Origin of the sequence: Haloarcula salina, from assembly GCF_010119195.1 — an archaeon.
Classification (GTDB): Archaea; Halobacteriota; Halobacteria; order Halobacteriales; family Haloarculaceae; genus Haloarcula; species Haloarcula salina.
Genome location: NZ_WRXL01000001.1, coordinates 303814 through 317537 on the forward strand (window position 1 = coordinate 303814; position 13724 = coordinate 317537).

Genomic DNA, 13724 nt, shown 5'->3' on the forward strand with positions numbered 1-13724 from the left:
CGGGTCGCGGGGGAGCGAAGCGAGTAAGGGGGTCCCGCCCCAACGGGTGGATAGTGAAGGAGTTCGAGCGCAAGCAACTGCTAGAGCGCATCGAACGGGACAGCGCGACCGTCGGTGCGGACATCCCCGACGAGATCACGATCCAGGGCGAGGAGGTCGAACTGCGGTCGTTCGTCTTCGAGATCAAGCGCCGGGACACGATCCCGTCGGGAGAGCGAGAGCGGGTGACGCAGGCGAAGAAGAACCTGCGGCGCGAGCGCCTCCAGCGCAAGCAGCGCATCGAGGACGGCGAGGTGAGCTACGAGCGCGGCGAGGAGCTGGCGAACGCCATCATCGGCATCGACCGCGCGCTCAACGCCCTCGAACAGCTCGGCCCGGCGAACCTCGAACAGGAGGCCCAAGCCCAGGAGGCCGCCGACCAGAAGCGCTGGATGAAGTTCCTGCAGAAGGCGCTGGGCCACCAGGACGCGGATTCCGGCACGGGTCGTGCCGGGCGGAGCCTCTGACATGAGCCGGAACGACGAAATCGCGACGCTGCTGGAGGAGTTCGCCGACCTGCTGGACGCGAAGGGCGTCGAGTACAAGCCCCGCGCCTACCGCCGGGCGGCCGAGAACATCAGGGACTATCCCGGCGCGATCGAGGGGCTCGCCGCCGACGGCGAGGAGCGCGTCGGCGAGATCGACGGCGTGGGCGACGCCATCTCCGCGAAGGTCGTCGAGTACGTCGAGACGGGCGAAATCGCGGAGCTGACCGAGCTCCGCGAGGAGCTGCCGGTCGAGATGGACGCCCTGACCGCCGTCGAGGGCGTCGGCCCCAAGTCGGTCGGCAAGCTGTACGACGCCCTCGGCATCACAACGCTTGACGAACTCGAAGCGGCCGCCGAGGCCGGCGAGATTCAGGAGGTGTCGGGCTTCGGCGCGAAGACCGAGCAGAACATCCTCGACAACATCGACTTCGCGCGCGAGGCCCACGAGCGGTCGCTGCTGGGCGAGGCCAGGCCCTACGGCGACCGGATCCGCGAGTACATGGCGGACGGGGAAGCCGTCGACCGCTGCGCCCTCGGCGGGTCGATCCGCCGCTGGCGGCCGACCATCGGCGACGTTGACGTGCTGGTCGCCAGCACCGATCCGGCGGCGGTGATCGAGCGGTTCGCAGACTGGAGCGAACTCGACCGAGTGATCGAGTCCGGCGAGACGAAGGCGAGCGCGTACGCCGACGACGTTCGCGTCGACCTGCGAATCGTCGTTCCGGAGGAGTTCGGCGCGGCGCTGCAGTACTTCACCGGGAGCAAGGACCACAACGTCGCCGTCCGCAACCGCGCCATCGACCGGGACCTGAAAGTCAACGAGTACGGGGTCTTCGACGTGGCGGGCGTCGAGGACGACGACCAGCGCGCCGGCGAGCGAGTGGCCGGCGAGACCGAGGAGGGCGTCTACGAGGCCCTCGGGATGGAGTGGCTGGCGCCGGAACTCCGCGAGAACCGCGGCGAGGTCGAAGCCGCCGCCGAGGGGGCGCTCCCGGACCTGCTGGGCGAGGGCGACGTCCGCGGCGACCTCCACACGCACACGGACTGGTCCGACGGGCGCAACAGCATTGCGGAACTGGTCGCGGGCGCGGCCGCCTTCGGACACGACTACGTCGCGGTGACGGACCACGCGACCGGGCCGGGGATGGTCGGCGGCGTCGGCGTGGAAGACGACGACCTCCGCGAGCAGATCGAGGAAGTGGAGGCGGCCGCGGCCGACGCCGACATCGACGTGTTCACCGGCGTCGAGGCGAACATCGCCGAGGACGGCGGCCTCTCGGTCGCCGACGACTTGCTCGCCGACCTCGACGTGGTCGTCGCCTCGCCCCACGCCGCGCTCGACGGCGACGGCACGGACCGCCTCGTCGCGGCCGCCGAGCACCCACAGGTGAACGTCATCGGCCACCCGACCGGCCGGTATCTGAACCGTCGCGCCGGGCTCGACGTGGATATCGAACGCCTGGCCGAGGCGGCCGCCGAACACGACACGGCGCTGGAGATCAACGCCAACCCCGCCCGCCTCGACCTGAGCGGCCACGCGGTCAAGCGGGCCATCGAGGCCGGCGCGACCGTCGTCGTCAACACGGACGCCCACAGCCCCGGCGACTTCGAGCTCGTCCGCTACGGCGTCCACACGGCCCGCCGCGGGTGGGCCGAGGCCGGTGACGTGCTCAACACCCGCGACGCCGCGGGCGTCCGCGAGTTCCTCGATGCCTGATGCGGGACCGACTCTTGCTCGACGCGATGCTCGGGAAACTGGCGACGTACCTGCGGATGTGCGGCTACGACGCGGCCTACGCGCTCGACCGCGACGCTGAGGCCGACGAGGACGCGCTCGGCCTCGCTGTCTCCGAAGACCGACTGTTGCTCACGCGGGACGAGCGCCTCGCGAACCGCGCCCCCGAGAGCGTCCTCCTCACCGAGCGCGACGTGACCGACCAGCTCCGCGAACTCGCGGTCGCGGACTTCCCCCTGGAATTGCCCGCGGAGCCGTCGCGGTGTAGCGCCTGTAACGGCCCGGTCGAGCGGGTCGAGCCGTCCGAGCGGACACCGGAGTACGCGCCCGATGCCAGCGACGAGCGGGTCTGGCGCTGCGCGGACTGCGGGCAGCACTTCTGGAAGGGGAGCCACTGGGACGCGGTGGCGGCGACGCTCGGTGACCTGGAGTCCGGGGAGTGAAAAGAGCGGGCAGAGCGCCCGAGCTTACAGCCCGCGAGCCGCGTCGACGGCGTCGTCGACGGACCCTTCGACGACCACGCCGGTGGTCACGTCCTCGTCGTCGGTCCAGTACACGACGGCGCGGCCGTCACGCTCGACGGCCGTGGCGTTCCGGCCGTCCACCTGGACTGTCGTCCCGTTCTTCACCGATTCGAGATAGGTCGACGCGCCGGTCGCGCTCACGAGCGTGACGTTCCCGTCGGCCCCGTCGTAGCGCTGGAACACCGCCGTGCCGTCCGGACGGCTGACGGAGCGCGCTTCCTCGAACGTCCCGTCGTCGCACGCGGGCAGGTCGAGGGCCGTCGCCGACTGGGCGGCGGCGAAGGTGTCGTACGTCTCGACGGTCGTCACGGCGACGCGGTCAGCCGGCGGCGCGAACTGGCTGTCGTCGATGCTGACGTTGAACCGCGTCTCCGAGACGCTGACCGCGGTCCGGTTGGTCCCGTCGTCCGTCGTCATCCGCAGCACGCGGTAGTCCTCGGTGGCTACCCACAGCGAGGTGTCCGGCGCGTCGAGACTCTCGTTCGTCGGCTCCAGATCGAGGACGTAGGCCGACTCGCCGTCGAGTTCGGTGGTGTTCACGAGCGTCGCCGTGACGTTCGTCTCGGGGAACGGGTCGGCGGTGTCGTTCATCCCCGCCGACCGGGCGGGCAGTTCGCGGGCGTACGACTCGTTCTCGCCGACGGCCCAGACCACCGACCCGTTCGTCCCCATCTCGTAGGTGGCGTCGTCGCTCGTGACGGCGGCCCAGGTCTGATTCGGTTCCGCGGCGGCGTACTCGACCGTCGCCGTCGTCGAGTTCGTCTCGTTCGCCACCGTCACCGTCGCGGTTCCGGTGACGGTCCGGGCCGCGTCGTAGCGGGCTTCGGCGCGGTCGAGCACCTCGTCGCCGGACGGCTGAGCCACCGCAGAGAGCCCCGTGACGCCGGCGACGGCCCCCGCGGCGAGCAGTCCGACGGTCACCACCACTGCGACGATCGCCAGCCTCCGCCCGGAGTCTGGTAGCATTGACCGGTCTTGGGACCGAACGAATAAGTGGGTTCCTCCTGTCAGAGCGGTGGTGTGTCCGGCGGCGGCGAGCGCCGTCGAACCCCTCATTGTCGTCGGGGCCGTACCGGGGGTGTGAGCGAGACAGCGAACGCCACCGTCGTGGTCGACGGCGTCAGCAAGCACTACGACCTCGGCGGGCGAGTGACGGCGCTCGACGACGTGAGCCTGACGCTGTCGAAGGGCTCGTACACGGCGATCATGGGCCCGAGCGGCTCCGGCAAGAGCACGCTGTTGAACCTCGTCGGCGGCCTCGACACGCCGTCGGCGGGGCGCGTCGTCGTCGACGGTCGGGACCTGTCGTCGGCCGGCGAAGACGAACTGGCCGCCGTCAGGGGGACCGATGTCGGGTTCGTCTTCCAGACGTTCAATCTCATGCCCCGCCTGACCGCCGTCGAGAACGTCGCTCTCCCGCTCGTGTTCGACGGCTGGGACCGCGACCGACGCCGCGAACGAGCGCTGTCGCTGCTGTCGGACGTGGGGTTGGGCGACAGAATCGACCACCTCCCGACGGAGCTGAGCGGCGGGCAGCGCCAGCGCGTCGCCATCGCGCGCGCCCTGTCGACCGAGCCCGCGCTGATCCTCGCCGACGAGCCGACCGGCAACGTCGACACCGAGACCGGGGCGCGCATCCTCGACGTGTTCGACGACCTCCACGCGGCGGGCAACACCCTCCTGCTCGTGACCCACGAACGACACGTCGCCGAGCGAGCGGAGCGCGTGGTCCACGTCGAGGACGGCCGCGTTCGGTCCATCGAGGAGACGCCGGAGGGGACGGACTGATGGACCCCGCCGAGAGCGTCCGGATGACGGTCCGCTCGATACGGGGCCACAAGCTCCGGTCCGCCCTGACCGTCGTCGGCGTCGTCATCGGCATCGCCTCGGTCATCACGTTCGCCACGTTCGGCGCGAGCGTCGAGACCGAGATCGTCGGCGACATCGAGACGACGAACGCGGGCAACGTCTACGTGTTCGCCACCGCGTCGGGCGACGACGACTTCGACCGCGTGCTCCAGCCGGTGTTCACGGAGTCCGACGTGAACCGACTGGCGGCCACGGACGGCGTCCGCGCGGCCTTACCGAGAGGCATCGTCCGGACGCAGTCCATCCGCCACGGGAACCAGACGCTCGCCAGACAGCAGGTGACGGCGACGCGGCCGGCCAGCTTCACGCCGAGCGTGCTCGTCGAGGGCCGCGCGTTCGAGTCCGGCGAGGACGCGGTCGTCGTCAACGAGGACATGGCGCGGTCGTTCGACGGGAACCTCAGCGCGGGCGAGACGGTGACGCTGACGACGGCCGACGGCGAAGAGCGGACGCTCGCGGTCGTCGGCGTGGTCAACGGCACGCGAGGAGAGCTCCCGGTCAGCGACTTCGCCCGCCAGCCGCGGGTCTACGTCCCCATCGAGCCGTTCTACGACGCCGTCGTCGAGAGCCCGTCGGCGGGCGTCCGCCAGCGCGCGTACCCGCAGGTGACGCTCGTCGCTGACCCGCGGCGGATCCCGGAGACGCAGTCGGCGGTGCAGGCGTACCTCTCCGAGGAGTCGGACGCGCGCTCGCTGTCGGCGGACGACACGGACCTGGTCGCGCGCTCGGGCAGCGACTTCGTCGAGCAGATCAGCGACGTGATCGAGCGGATCACGCGCTTCGTCACCGGGATCGCGGTCATCGCGCTCGTCGTCGGGGCCATCGGCATCGCCAACGTCATGCTGGTCAGCGTCACCGAACGGACCCGTGAAATCGGGATCATGAAGGCCGTCGGTGCGCGCAACCGCGACGTGATGCAGATCTTCCTCGTCGAGGCCGCCCTGCTCGGTGCGTTCGGGTCGCTCCTGGGCGTGCCGCTGGGACTGGTGGTCGGCTACGCCGCGACGCGATACGCCGAGGTCACGTTCTCGCTCGCCCCGCTGTGGATGGGGCTGGCGGTCGCTGTCGGCGTCCTCGTCGGCGTTCTTGCCGGTCTCTATCCCGCGTGGCGGGCGGCGCGGGTCGATCCCATCGACGCGCTGCGACACGAGTGAGCGCTCCGGGGATTCAGAACACCGAAATACGTGGTCCACCTAGCCGCCGGCGATGACCCTCTCGGAGGAGGCCCGCGAGCGACTCGCCGACGTCGTCGAACTTCAGCCGACGAAGAACAGCGAGCTACAGGAGCGCTGGGACATGGACAGCGGGAGCGAGGTCCACCAGTACCTCGAATCGGAACTCAAGGAGCACTACTACCGCGACGACAACAGCCTGATCTGTGCGACGCCGGAGGCGACGACGCTCATCGACGGCGCGGACTCGGACCGGGTCCAGACGGTGACGGTCACGCCGCTCCAGCAGGCCGTCGTCGACGTGATCGCCGGCCCCGACGAGGAGAGCCAGAGCGTCGTGTCGGTGCTGCACGCGCTGCGCGACGCCGGCGAGGACCGCGAGACGGACGAGGTCCGGTCCGCGCTGCGGAGCCTCGCAGACAAGGGCATCGTCGAGACGATACAGAAGACCGTCCCGACGTTCAGGCTGGCCGTCGCGCGCGACGAACTGGACATCGAACTGGCCGAAGAGTAACGCCCTACGTCACGTTCGGCCGGTCGCGTCGGCCCCGCTATTCTGAGAGCCCCGGTCGCTGCCGACGTCGACGCCGGTCGAGCAACCGTCGTATCGCCCCGCCAGGGCCGCCGTCGAGCGGCCAGCCCTTCGACCGCCAGATCGGTGGCTCTGGTTCGTACGACGGGCACGCGCCGCGACACTCCGCGGCCGTCGGAACGCGCTCTTTCGCCGCGCAATAGGGATAGACGCCCGTCTCGTCCGCGCGGAGTTGGAAGTGCCGACAGTCGGGCCGCATCGTGTCGGCGTAGGCGCGCCAGCCGCGCTCGTAGGCCCGCTCGGCGATGGCGAGGCGGCGCTCGCGCTTCCAGTCCGGGTCGACGTACTCGAAGCGGGCCGCGCTGTGGTCGTCGTCTGGACGGTCGAGGATGCGAGTTCCAGGGTCGGCGACCGACAGCGACCGCGGCTGCCAGACGTCCTCGGCCGTGCCGCGGTCGGCGTCGACGGTCAGGACGCCGGCCGCCGCGGGCATGTCGGTCAGCAGGACGGGCTCGACGCGCTCGCCGGTCGCCGCCGTGGCGACCCACACCTCGTCGGCCAGCGACAGCGCGACGTCCCGCTCCAGTTGCGGCGCGAGGTCGCGGGCCGCGCTGGCCGTCAGGTCCGGCTTGTTCTCGATTGCGACGATCCGGCGGAGCCAGTCCGGGTAGGGACGAACCCGCCGGATCTGGATGCGGTTTCCTCGCTTTCGCGTATCGAGCGCGTCGCGGTCAGCGGCCTCGTGGATCGATTCGCGGACGTAGCGCCACGGATACCCGGGGTCGGGGAGCGCGTCGCGGTAGTACGTCCAGTCGGCCGGTGCGTTCCGAAGGACGTGCAGAAGGTCAGAGTCGAACGATTCCGCGCCGAGCTTCGCTCGCTCGCGGAGCCCGTCCGGGTCGCACTCGAGGACGACGGTGTCCCACCGGCGGTGTTTCGTTCCCAGTTGGCGGGCGACCAGCACCGCCGAATCGTCGGCCGGCACCCACGCCCGCTCGGCCCACTGGCAGACTTGCAGTTCGAACGCGAACTCAGAGGTGACCGACACGGGCAACGCTTCGGCCGTGGACAGCAAAACGTTTTATCGTGCGGCCGACGCCGTCGGTATCCTTCCAGTATTCCACAGATATGACACCACTCGACAGTGGTATTATTTTATTTATATATCGCTACGAAAGTTTTATTCTTGCAGACGGGATGCCCAGTAGTGTATGGATAAACATCCACGAGCAAACCTCGAAAAGAAAGCTGGACTCGGCAAACGGTTCGCGGCGCGGTTCCTCGACGGGCTCCTTATCGGCGTCATCTTCGGAGCCATCTTCTTCGTCATCGGCGGTGTCGGCGGTGCAGCCTCCGGCGAGAACAACGCCGTCGTAACAGGATTAGCAGGGGCCTACCTCTTCATGCTCATCGGATTCCCGTTCATTTACTTCCTCTATCACACCATCATGGAAGCGATGTACGGGTACACGCTCGGGAAACACGCGCTCGGACTCGTCATCACCGACGAGAGCGGCAGCGACATCACCTGGGTCGACTCGATCGTCAGGAACGTGTTCCGACTCGTCGGCTTCTTCTTCTCGCCGTTCTCGGCGCTGTTGGCTGTGATTCTCATCGCGGTGAATGACGACGAACAGCGCCTCGGCGACATGGCCGGAAGCACCGTCGTCGTCGAACAGGCCTAAGCGGACACCGACACCTGTTTCGAACAGCGTTCGAGAGAGCCACCGCTGTCTCCGTCGGCGGATCGGCGACCGCGACGGTCCCTACTCCTCGTCTTCGTCGCGCTCGTCGAGGAACTCGTGTGCCTCTTCGAGTATCTCGCGGGGGCCGTCCTGCGTGACAGTGTTGATCGCCTGTTCGTAGTCGCGCCACTGCAGGTCGCGGTGTTCGGTGGACAGTTCGGCTGACGCTTCGAACGACTTCGCGACGAACAGGTGCACCGTCTTGTGGATGGTGTTCCCGTTCGCTTCGAACACGTAGTCGTAATCTTCGCGGAACCCGTCTAAGAGCCGGAAATCGCCGATTCCGGCCTCCTCTTTCACTTCGCGGATGGCGGTCTGCTGCAGTTCCTCTTCGCCCTCGACGCCGCCCTTGGGGAACTCCCAATCGCCGGGTCGGCTCTTGAGCAGGAGGTACTCCCGCCGGCCACGCGTATCGCGAAAGAGGATGGCTCCCGCGCTCGTGGCCTCTATCATTATCCGAAATTACTACACCAGTACTTAAGAGAATATCGGAGACGCGACGCGAACAGGTGCCCTTTTACCGCTCGCCGAGGAGTACCTTCCACAGATGCCGTTCGTCACGACACTCACGCTCACGAGCGGGGACAGACACCGACTCGACGACGTGGTCTCGGAGATCAAAACGATGGCCGAACAGAAGGGCGTCGAACTGAAGGGGCCCCATCCCAAGCAACCGCGGGAACTGCGCGTGCCGCAGTCGAAGTCGCTGGGGCCGAGCGGCGGCCGATTCGAGTCCTGGAACTACTCGGTGTACACGCGTACGGTCGAGGTCGTCGGCTACGAGGACTTCGCCCGGACCGTCACCCAGCGGACGTACCCTGATTCGATCCACGTCGAGGCAGAGGTCGAGCAGCGGACGCAGGTCGGCAGCGGGTCCTGACGCGACCCCGCCCGGCGTCCCCCGTTTTCCTATAAGTTACTGGCGTTCCTCTCCCCGGCATGGACGAGGACAGACTGGCGCACCTCACGTCGCTTCGGCGGGAACTACACCGCTATCCCGAACCCGCCTGGCGAGAGTTCTACACGACGAGCCGTATCGTCGACGAACTGGAACGGATCGGCGTCGACCAGTTGCACCTCGGCCGGGACGCGCTCGACGCAGACGCGCGCATGGCCGTCCCCGACGAGGACGAACTGACGCCGTGGCACGAGCGGGCCCGCGACGCCGGCGCTCGCGAGGACGTACTGGACGCCACGGAAGGCGGTTTCACGGGCGCGCTGGCGGCCCTCGAACGGGGCGAGGGCCCGACCGTCGCGCTCAGAGTCGACATCGACGCCCTGCCGATCACCGAGTCCGGATCGCCGGCGCACGTCCCGGCCGACGAGGGGTTCCGCTCGAACAACGAGGGGTTCATGCACGCCTGCGGGCACGACGCCCACGCGACCATCGGCCTCGGGGTGCTCGAAGCCGTCGCCGAGAGCGAGTTCCGCGGGACGTTCAAGCTGGTGATCCAGCCGGCGGAAGAGGTCATCGGGGGCGGCAAGGCCATCGCCGAGAGCGGGCACCTCGACGACGTGGACCACCTGCTGGCGATCCACATCGGCCTCGACCACCCGACGGGCGAGGTCGTCGCCGGCGTCGGCGGCTTCCTCGCAGTCCGGCAGTTCGAGGCGACGTTCACCGGCGAGTCGGCCCACGCCGGCGGCCACCCAGCCCAGGGACGGGACGCGGTGCAGGCCCTCGCCACCGCGGTCCAGAACCTCCACGCGATCCGCCGACACGGCGACGGCGCCACGCGTGTCAACGCGGGCGTCGTCAGGGGCGGGACGGCGACGAACATCGTCCCGGAACGCGCGACGATGGAGGGCGAGGTCCGCGGTGAGACGACCGAACTGAAGGAGTACATGAGCGAGCGGGCGGACACCGTCGTCGAATCCGCGGCGGCCATGCACGACTGTGACGCGACCGTCGAGACGACCGCGGAAGCGCCGAGCGCCGAGAGCGACGCGTCGCTCGCCGATACCGTCTACGACGCGGCCGGAACCGTCTCCGGCGTCACCAGTCGACTCCGATCCGCCGATCTGGGCGGGAGCGAAGACGCGACGTACCTGATGGACCGCGTCCAGAAGCACGGTGGCAGGGCGACGTTCGTCGGCATCGGCACGGACCACCCCGGCGGTCATCATACGCCGACCTTCGACGTGGACGAGCGGTCACTGGCCGTCGGCGTCGACGTCGTCAGCGAAGCGGTGAAACGGCTCGGCCGGTGACGGCAGTTACGGCGCGTCCCAGGACGCGAGCTGGACCGAGCGATCGTTGTTGGGCGAGCGCCAGTTTACCGTCACCGTCGCGTCGGACAGGTCGAGCGAAGCGGTCGAGAACGTCGCGCGGGTCCCGGCCGCGACCTTCGACCCCGCGGCAGGTGTCCCACTGAGACTGGTGAACGCGTGCTGCCCGTTACCGGTCGAGGCCCCGCTGACGGTGACGTACAGCGACCCGGCACGGATCGAGTCGCCGCTTCGGTGTTCGATGATCAGGCTGTCGGTGCTCCCCGCCTCGTAGTCGAACGTGAACGCCGCCTGTGGTGCCTGTTCGCTCATGGCACCCGACGAGCCGAGGTCGAGGAAGAACGTCGCCGCCGTTGCTGCCAGTAGTACCGTGATGGCGACCATCAGGATGACCCCGACGACTGGTGAAACTGCGCTCTCGTCTGTTCGGAAGATGTGTGTACTCATGTTGTAACCCCCACTCGGAAGACAGCCGTCCGGCCGTCTCGGTTGTCGGCGACCCCCCAGTCGACCGACCCGAGTGACTTCATTTGCTTATCATGTTTGTGCAAGATAAATCTTTTTATCCATACACGTCTGTTCATTGGGTTCCGATACGTACCAGACTGGTGACCTGGGGCTACAGTCAGCGGCGACGGAAAATAGCCTGTTCGCGCCGAGAGCGGCGGTCAGTACTTCGGGTCCGCGCCGGTGAGTTCGTAGATGTCGTCCATGATGTCGTTGCGCTCGCGTCGCCAGGCTTCGAATCCGCTCGGGTCGTCCGGGTAGTCCTCGTAGTGTGCGAGCAGACGGTCGGCGAGGGACTTCGTCTGATAGAGATCGTAGATCGTTCCCCAGTGACCGAGGCTCTTGATCGCGGTCTTGATCTTCAGGCCGAGGCCGACGCTGGTCGAACCGCCGTACAGCGCTTCGGCGAGTTTCTCCCCGGGAAGCGACGCCAGCAACGCCATCAGATCGTCCACGTCGTAGGCGGTGGTGAAGATGTTGTACACGTCGAGGGCGGCGTAGCGCGCGCCGAAGTGGTCCATCACCCGCTCGTTGTACTCCCAGAGCGCCGCCTCGTCGTCCGTCCGACCGGACTCAATGGCTTCGATGGCTTGCTCGGCCGCGTACTTGCCGGCGTAGGCCGCGCCGGCGATGCCGCCGCCCGTGGTCGGATTGACGTGACCGGCCGCGTCGCCGACCGCCATGAATCCGGGCGCGACCGCGGAGTCGTAGGGGCGACGCGTCGGCAGCGCCGCGCCGAGCTTGTCTTTGACCGTCGCGCCCTCGAACTCGCGGCGACCCTCCAGATCGCGCTTGAGGTCGTCGACCAGTTCCATCGGTTCCTCGTTCATCTGGAAGCCCAGTCCGGCGTTGATCTCCGTGTCCGTGCGCGGGAAGTACCAGAGGTAGCCCGCGGACCGCTCGGTCGGCTTGAACACGAGCGCGTCGTCCCACTCGACAGGCTCGTCGACCTCGATGATCTCCCGGTACGCCGAGCAGAACTGCGAGTACTGGACGTTGGTGTCGAAGGTGGCGTCTTCCAGGTCGGTCTTGTCCTGGAGGATCGACAGCGCGCCCGCGCCGTCGATGACGATGTCCGCCTCGTAGGTGACCGGGTCGCCCTTCCGCATCGCCTTCACGCCGGTGACGCGCCCGTCCTCTTCCTGCGTCACGTCCTGAACGACGGTGTCGTAGTGGAACGTCGCCCCGCTGTCGCCCGCGCCCTCGATGAGACGGCGACCGTACTCCCAGCGGTCGATGACGGCGAGTTCGCCCGGGACCGGGATTTCGAGAACGGTGTCCTCCTGTGGAATCTCGAAGCGTCCGTGGTCCACGCCGGTGTTGGTAAAGGCCGGTTCGAGCTGGGACTTCGGGATCGCCTCGGGGAAGTCACTGGCCCCCTTCAGCGCGTCCCCGCAGGCGATGTGGCCGGCCTCCGTCTCGTCCTTGCGTTCGACGACGACGACGTCGTAGCCCGCCTCCGCGACCGTCGCGGCGGCGTAACAGCCGGACGTTCCGGCCCCGACGACGACGATGTCCGCGGCAACGGTCCGCGGGCCGCCGGTGGCGCTGTCGCCCGTGTTCGTGGTCATGCACTCTGGTCCATGCCGGAGAGAGAAAATTATTCCGACTGGCCGTCTGACCGCTGGACGGCGGTGGTAAGAGTTTTGCCGGGGGGTGTCAAACAGCGGGGCATGACCGAGTACACGGTGACGTTCGTCGGGACCGGCGAGGAGATCACGGTCTCGGACAAGGAGACGATCCTCTCGCGCTGCATCGAGGAGGGCATCGCCCAGGAGTACTCCTGTCGCGTCGGGATGTGTCTCGCCTGCTCGGCGGAGATCGTCGACGGCACGGTCACGCAACCGGCCGCACGCGGACTCACCGACACCGAGCGAGAGAACTACGCGCTGACGTGCATGGCGCGTCCGCAGTCGGACCTGGAGCTCGATCGCGGGAAGTACCCCCCGAGCATCGAAAGCGAACTCGCGGTCGAGGACGGCGATCCGGCCGCCGCCGACGATTAATCCGCTCCTACTTCGATCCTGTGACGGCGTATGAGGTGTTAGTGAGCGTGTAATCAGCCGATAATCGCCCGCAGAATCGCGCTCAAAGGGTCAGGTCGTTGTCGCGAGTGAAGGACAGATCATATAAGCAAGTGGCTCCTATAGGGAAACGACTACAGCGTCAGCGGACGGCCTTCGACGACTGATACACGCTTCCCCCAACCATGACCAGCCGCGTATACAGACTTCATTCGACACTCGAACTGCCACTGGAAGACGCCTACGATTTCTTCGAAGATCCCGATCTACCACCCGAGATCGCTGACATCGACATCACGCGCCGAAACAACACGCTCATCGTCAGCGCCGTCGCGAAAGACGACTCGATGAGCAAGTACACGCCGACGGCGCAGTTGAAAGCCAGCGTCACGGAGAACCGGGTCTACGAGGAAGATCCGGACGAGATGGGGCCGCCGGGCGCGGCGAGTACCGGAAGTACCGGCGGTGGGCCGCAGTGGGGTGCGCTCGAAGAGGAAGAAGAGGAGATCGAGTCCGAACTCGTCGAGTACGCCTGTTTCAAGGGCGACCGCGAGACGGTCCTCCAGAACACCGCGCTCCAGTACGCGATGTTCGAGGTTCTCTGTGAGGTCGCCAAGGTGGCGGAGAAGGGCACACTGACGGCGATCGCCGCAGTCGACGAAGAGCTTGAGGCCGTCCGCATCGTCGACGGCGAAGAGCGGCCCGCCGCCATCAACGTCGCCGAGGAACCGCGCGAGAGCGAAGACGAAGAGGGCGTCAACTGGCGCGACAACGAGTTCATCTCGTAACTCCGTCCGCGATCGGTTCTCCCTGCCGTCCGCACACTGTGAGCCGTGGCTGTGGTTCCCCCTTCGCTTATC

General features: G+C 67.8%; 16 protein-coding genes. 11 read left to right on the forward strand and 5 right to left on the reverse strand.

Going from position 1 to position 13724, the window contains the following annotated elements:
• The first annotated feature begins 53 nt into the window (after positions 1-53).
• The 3 genes from GM656_RS01655 to GM656_RS01665 are packed head-to-tail and all read left to right on the forward strand — an operon-like array spanning position 54 to position 2705.
• Positions 54-506 (forward strand): DUF5788 family protein, encoded by a 453-nt coding sequence (locus GM656_RS01655; RefSeq protein ID WP_162411911.1) that lies wholly within the window; start codon positions 54-56, stop codon positions 504-506.
• 1 nt (position 507) lies between these two features.
• Entirely contained in the window at positions 508-2244 is a 1737-nt protein-coding gene (gene polX / locus GM656_RS01660) for a DNA polymerase/3'-5' exonuclease PolX (RefSeq protein ID WP_162411912.1), read from the forward strand.
• Positions 2244-2705 carry a Mut7-C RNAse domain-containing protein gene (locus tag GM656_RS01665; protein WP_162411913.1) on the forward strand — a complete coding sequence of 154 codons (462 nt, stop codon included), beginning with the start codon at positions 2244-2246 and terminating at the stop codon, positions 2703-2705. Before polX ends, GM656_RS01665 begins: the two co-directional genes overlap by 1 nt.
• Before the next feature lie 24 nt (positions 2706-2729).
• Here GM656_RS01665 and GM656_RS01670 read toward each other — a convergent pair whose 3' ends face one another.
• A complete protein-coding gene (locus GM656_RS01670; RefSeq protein ID WP_162411914.1) occupies positions 2730-3752 on the reverse strand; it encodes a LolA family protein in 1023 nt (340 codons plus the stop codon).
• Positions 3753-3866: 114 nt separating this feature from the next.
• Here GM656_RS01670 and GM656_RS01675 point away from each other — a divergent pair, with 114 nt between their 5' ends.
• The 3 genes from GM656_RS01675 to GM656_RS01685 are packed head-to-tail and all read left to right on the forward strand — an operon-like array spanning position 3867 to position 6341.
• Complete coding sequence (locus tag GM656_RS01675) at positions 3867-4574, forward strand: ABC transporter ATP-binding protein (protein ID WP_162411915.1); 708 nt, start codon at positions 3867-3869, stop codon at positions 4572-4574.
• Positions 4574-5809: an ABC transporter permease gene (locus GM656_RS01680; protein ID WP_162411916.1), complete on the forward strand. Its 1236-nt coding sequence runs from the start codon at positions 4574-4576 to the stop codon at positions 5807-5809. Before GM656_RS01675 ends, GM656_RS01680 begins: the two co-directional genes overlap by 1 nt.
• Before the next feature lie 52 nt (positions 5810-5861).
• A complete protein-coding gene (locus GM656_RS01685) occupies positions 5862-6341 on the forward strand; it encodes a DUF5797 family protein (RefSeq protein WP_162411917.1) in 480 nt (159 codons plus the stop codon).
• A gap of 37 nt (positions 6342-6378) precedes the next feature.
• On the opposite strand, the gene GM656_RS01690 is transcribed toward GM656_RS01685, so the two are convergent.
• A complete protein-coding gene (locus GM656_RS01690; RefSeq protein WP_162411918.1) occupies positions 6379-7434 on the reverse strand; it encodes a DUF5787 family protein in 1056 nt (351 codons plus the stop codon).
• A 136-nt stretch (positions 7435-7570) separates the two neighbouring features.
• Between GM656_RS01690 and GM656_RS01695 the strand changes: the two genes are divergently transcribed.
• Positions 7571-8044, forward strand: coding sequence for an RDD family protein (locus tag GM656_RS01695; protein ID WP_162411919.1), 474 nt, complete (start codon positions 7571-7573; stop codon positions 8042-8044).
• A gap of 81 nt (positions 8045-8125) precedes the next feature.
• Here GM656_RS01695 and GM656_RS01700 read toward each other — a convergent pair whose 3' ends face one another.
• Positions 8126-8557, reverse strand: a complete 432-nt coding sequence (locus GM656_RS01700; RefSeq protein WP_174242916.1) for a bis(5'-nucleosyl)-tetraphosphatase — start codon at positions 8555-8557, stop codon at positions 8126-8128.
• 94 nt (positions 8558-8651) lie between these two features.
• On the opposite strand from GM656_RS01700, the gene GM656_RS01705 reads away from it, so the two are divergent.
• Positions 8652-8984, forward strand: a complete 333-nt coding sequence (locus tag GM656_RS01705) for an uS10/mL48 family ribosomal protein (protein WP_162411920.1) — start codon at positions 8652-8654, stop codon at positions 8982-8984.
• Positions 8985-9043: 59 nt separating this feature from the next.
• A complete protein-coding gene (locus GM656_RS01710) occupies positions 9044-10315 on the forward strand; it encodes an amidohydrolase (RefSeq protein WP_162411921.1) in 1272 nt (423 codons plus the stop codon).
• Between the two features lie 6 nt (positions 10316-10321).
• On the opposite strand, the gene GM656_RS01715 is transcribed toward GM656_RS01710, so the two are convergent.
• Together GM656_RS01715 and GM656_RS01720 are read right to left on the reverse strand one after the other, a co-directional pair.
• Positions 10322-10780, reverse strand: coding sequence for a type IV pilin (locus GM656_RS01715; protein ID WP_162411922.1), 459 nt, complete (start codon positions 10778-10780; stop codon positions 10322-10324).
• Positions 10781-11001: 221 nt separating this feature from the next.
• Positions 11002-12411, reverse strand: a complete 1410-nt coding sequence (locus GM656_RS01720; RefSeq protein WP_162411923.1) for a geranylgeranyl reductase family protein — start codon at positions 12409-12411, stop codon at positions 11002-11004.
• Positions 12412-12513: 102 nt separating this feature from the next.
• Between GM656_RS01720 and GM656_RS01725 the strand changes: the two genes are divergently transcribed.
• Together GM656_RS01725 and GM656_RS01730 are read left to right on the forward strand one after the other, a co-directional pair.
• Positions 12514-12846: a 2Fe-2S iron-sulfur cluster-binding protein gene (locus GM656_RS01725; RefSeq protein ID WP_162411924.1), complete on the forward strand. Its 333-nt coding sequence runs from the start codon at positions 12514-12516 to the stop codon at positions 12844-12846.
• A 203-nt stretch (positions 12847-13049) separates the two neighbouring features.
• Positions 13050-13652, forward strand: coding sequence for a DUF7110 family protein (locus tag GM656_RS01730; RefSeq protein WP_162411925.1), 603 nt, complete (start codon positions 13050-13052; stop codon positions 13650-13652).
• Positions 13653-13724 lie beyond the last annotated feature (72 nt).

Excerpts from the sequence above, each read along its gene's own strand:
- GM656_RS01730 (WP_162411925.1), top strand. The coding sequence starts at position 13,050 with ATGACCAGCCGCGTATACAGACTTCATTCGACACTCGAACTGCCACTG.
- GM656_RS01725 (WP_162411924.1), top strand. The coding sequence starts at position 12,514 with ATGACCGAGTACACGGTGACGTTCGTCGGGACCGGCGAGGAGATCACG.
- GM656_RS01705 (WP_162411920.1), top strand. The coding sequence starts at position 8,652 with ATGCCGTTCGTCACGACACTCACGCTCACGAGCGGGGACAGACACCGA.
- polX (WP_162411912.1), top strand. The coding sequence starts at position 508 with ATGAGCCGGAACGACGAAATCGCGACGCTGCTGGAGGAGTTCGCCGAC.
- GM656_RS01685 (WP_162411917.1), top strand. The coding sequence starts at position 5,862 with ATGACCCTCTCGGAGGAGGCCCGCGAGCGACTCGCCGACGTCGTCGAA.
- GM656_RS01695 (WP_162411919.1), top strand. The coding sequence starts at position 7,571 with ATGGATAAACATCCACGAGCAAACCTCGAAAAGAAAGCTGGACTCGGC.
- GM656_RS01715 (WP_162411922.1), bottom strand. The coding sequence starts at position 10,780 with ATGAGTACACACATCTTCCGAACAGACGAGAGCGCAGTTTCACCAGTC.
- GM656_RS01680 (WP_162411916.1), top strand. The coding sequence starts at position 4,574 with ATGGACCCCGCCGAGAGCGTCCGGATGACGGTCCGCTCGATACGGGGC.
- GM656_RS01710 (WP_162411921.1), top strand. The coding sequence starts at position 9,044 with ATGGACGAGGACAGACTGGCGCACCTCACGTCGCTTCGGCGGGAACTA.
- GM656_RS01670 (WP_162411914.1), bottom strand. The coding sequence starts at position 3,752 with ATGCTACCAGACTCCGGGCGGAGGCTGGCGATCGTCGCAGTGGTGGTG.
- GM656_RS01700 (WP_174242916.1), bottom strand. The coding sequence starts at position 8,557 with ATGATAGAGGCCACGAGCGCGGGAGCCATCCTCTTTCGCGATACGCGT.
- GM656_RS01720 (WP_162411923.1), bottom strand. The coding sequence starts at position 12,411 with ATGACCACGAACACGGGCGACAGCGCCACCGGCGGCCCGCGGACCGTT.
- GM656_RS01665 (WP_162411913.1), top strand. The coding sequence starts at position 2,244 with ATGCGGGACCGACTCTTGCTCGACGCGATGCTCGGGAAACTGGCGACG.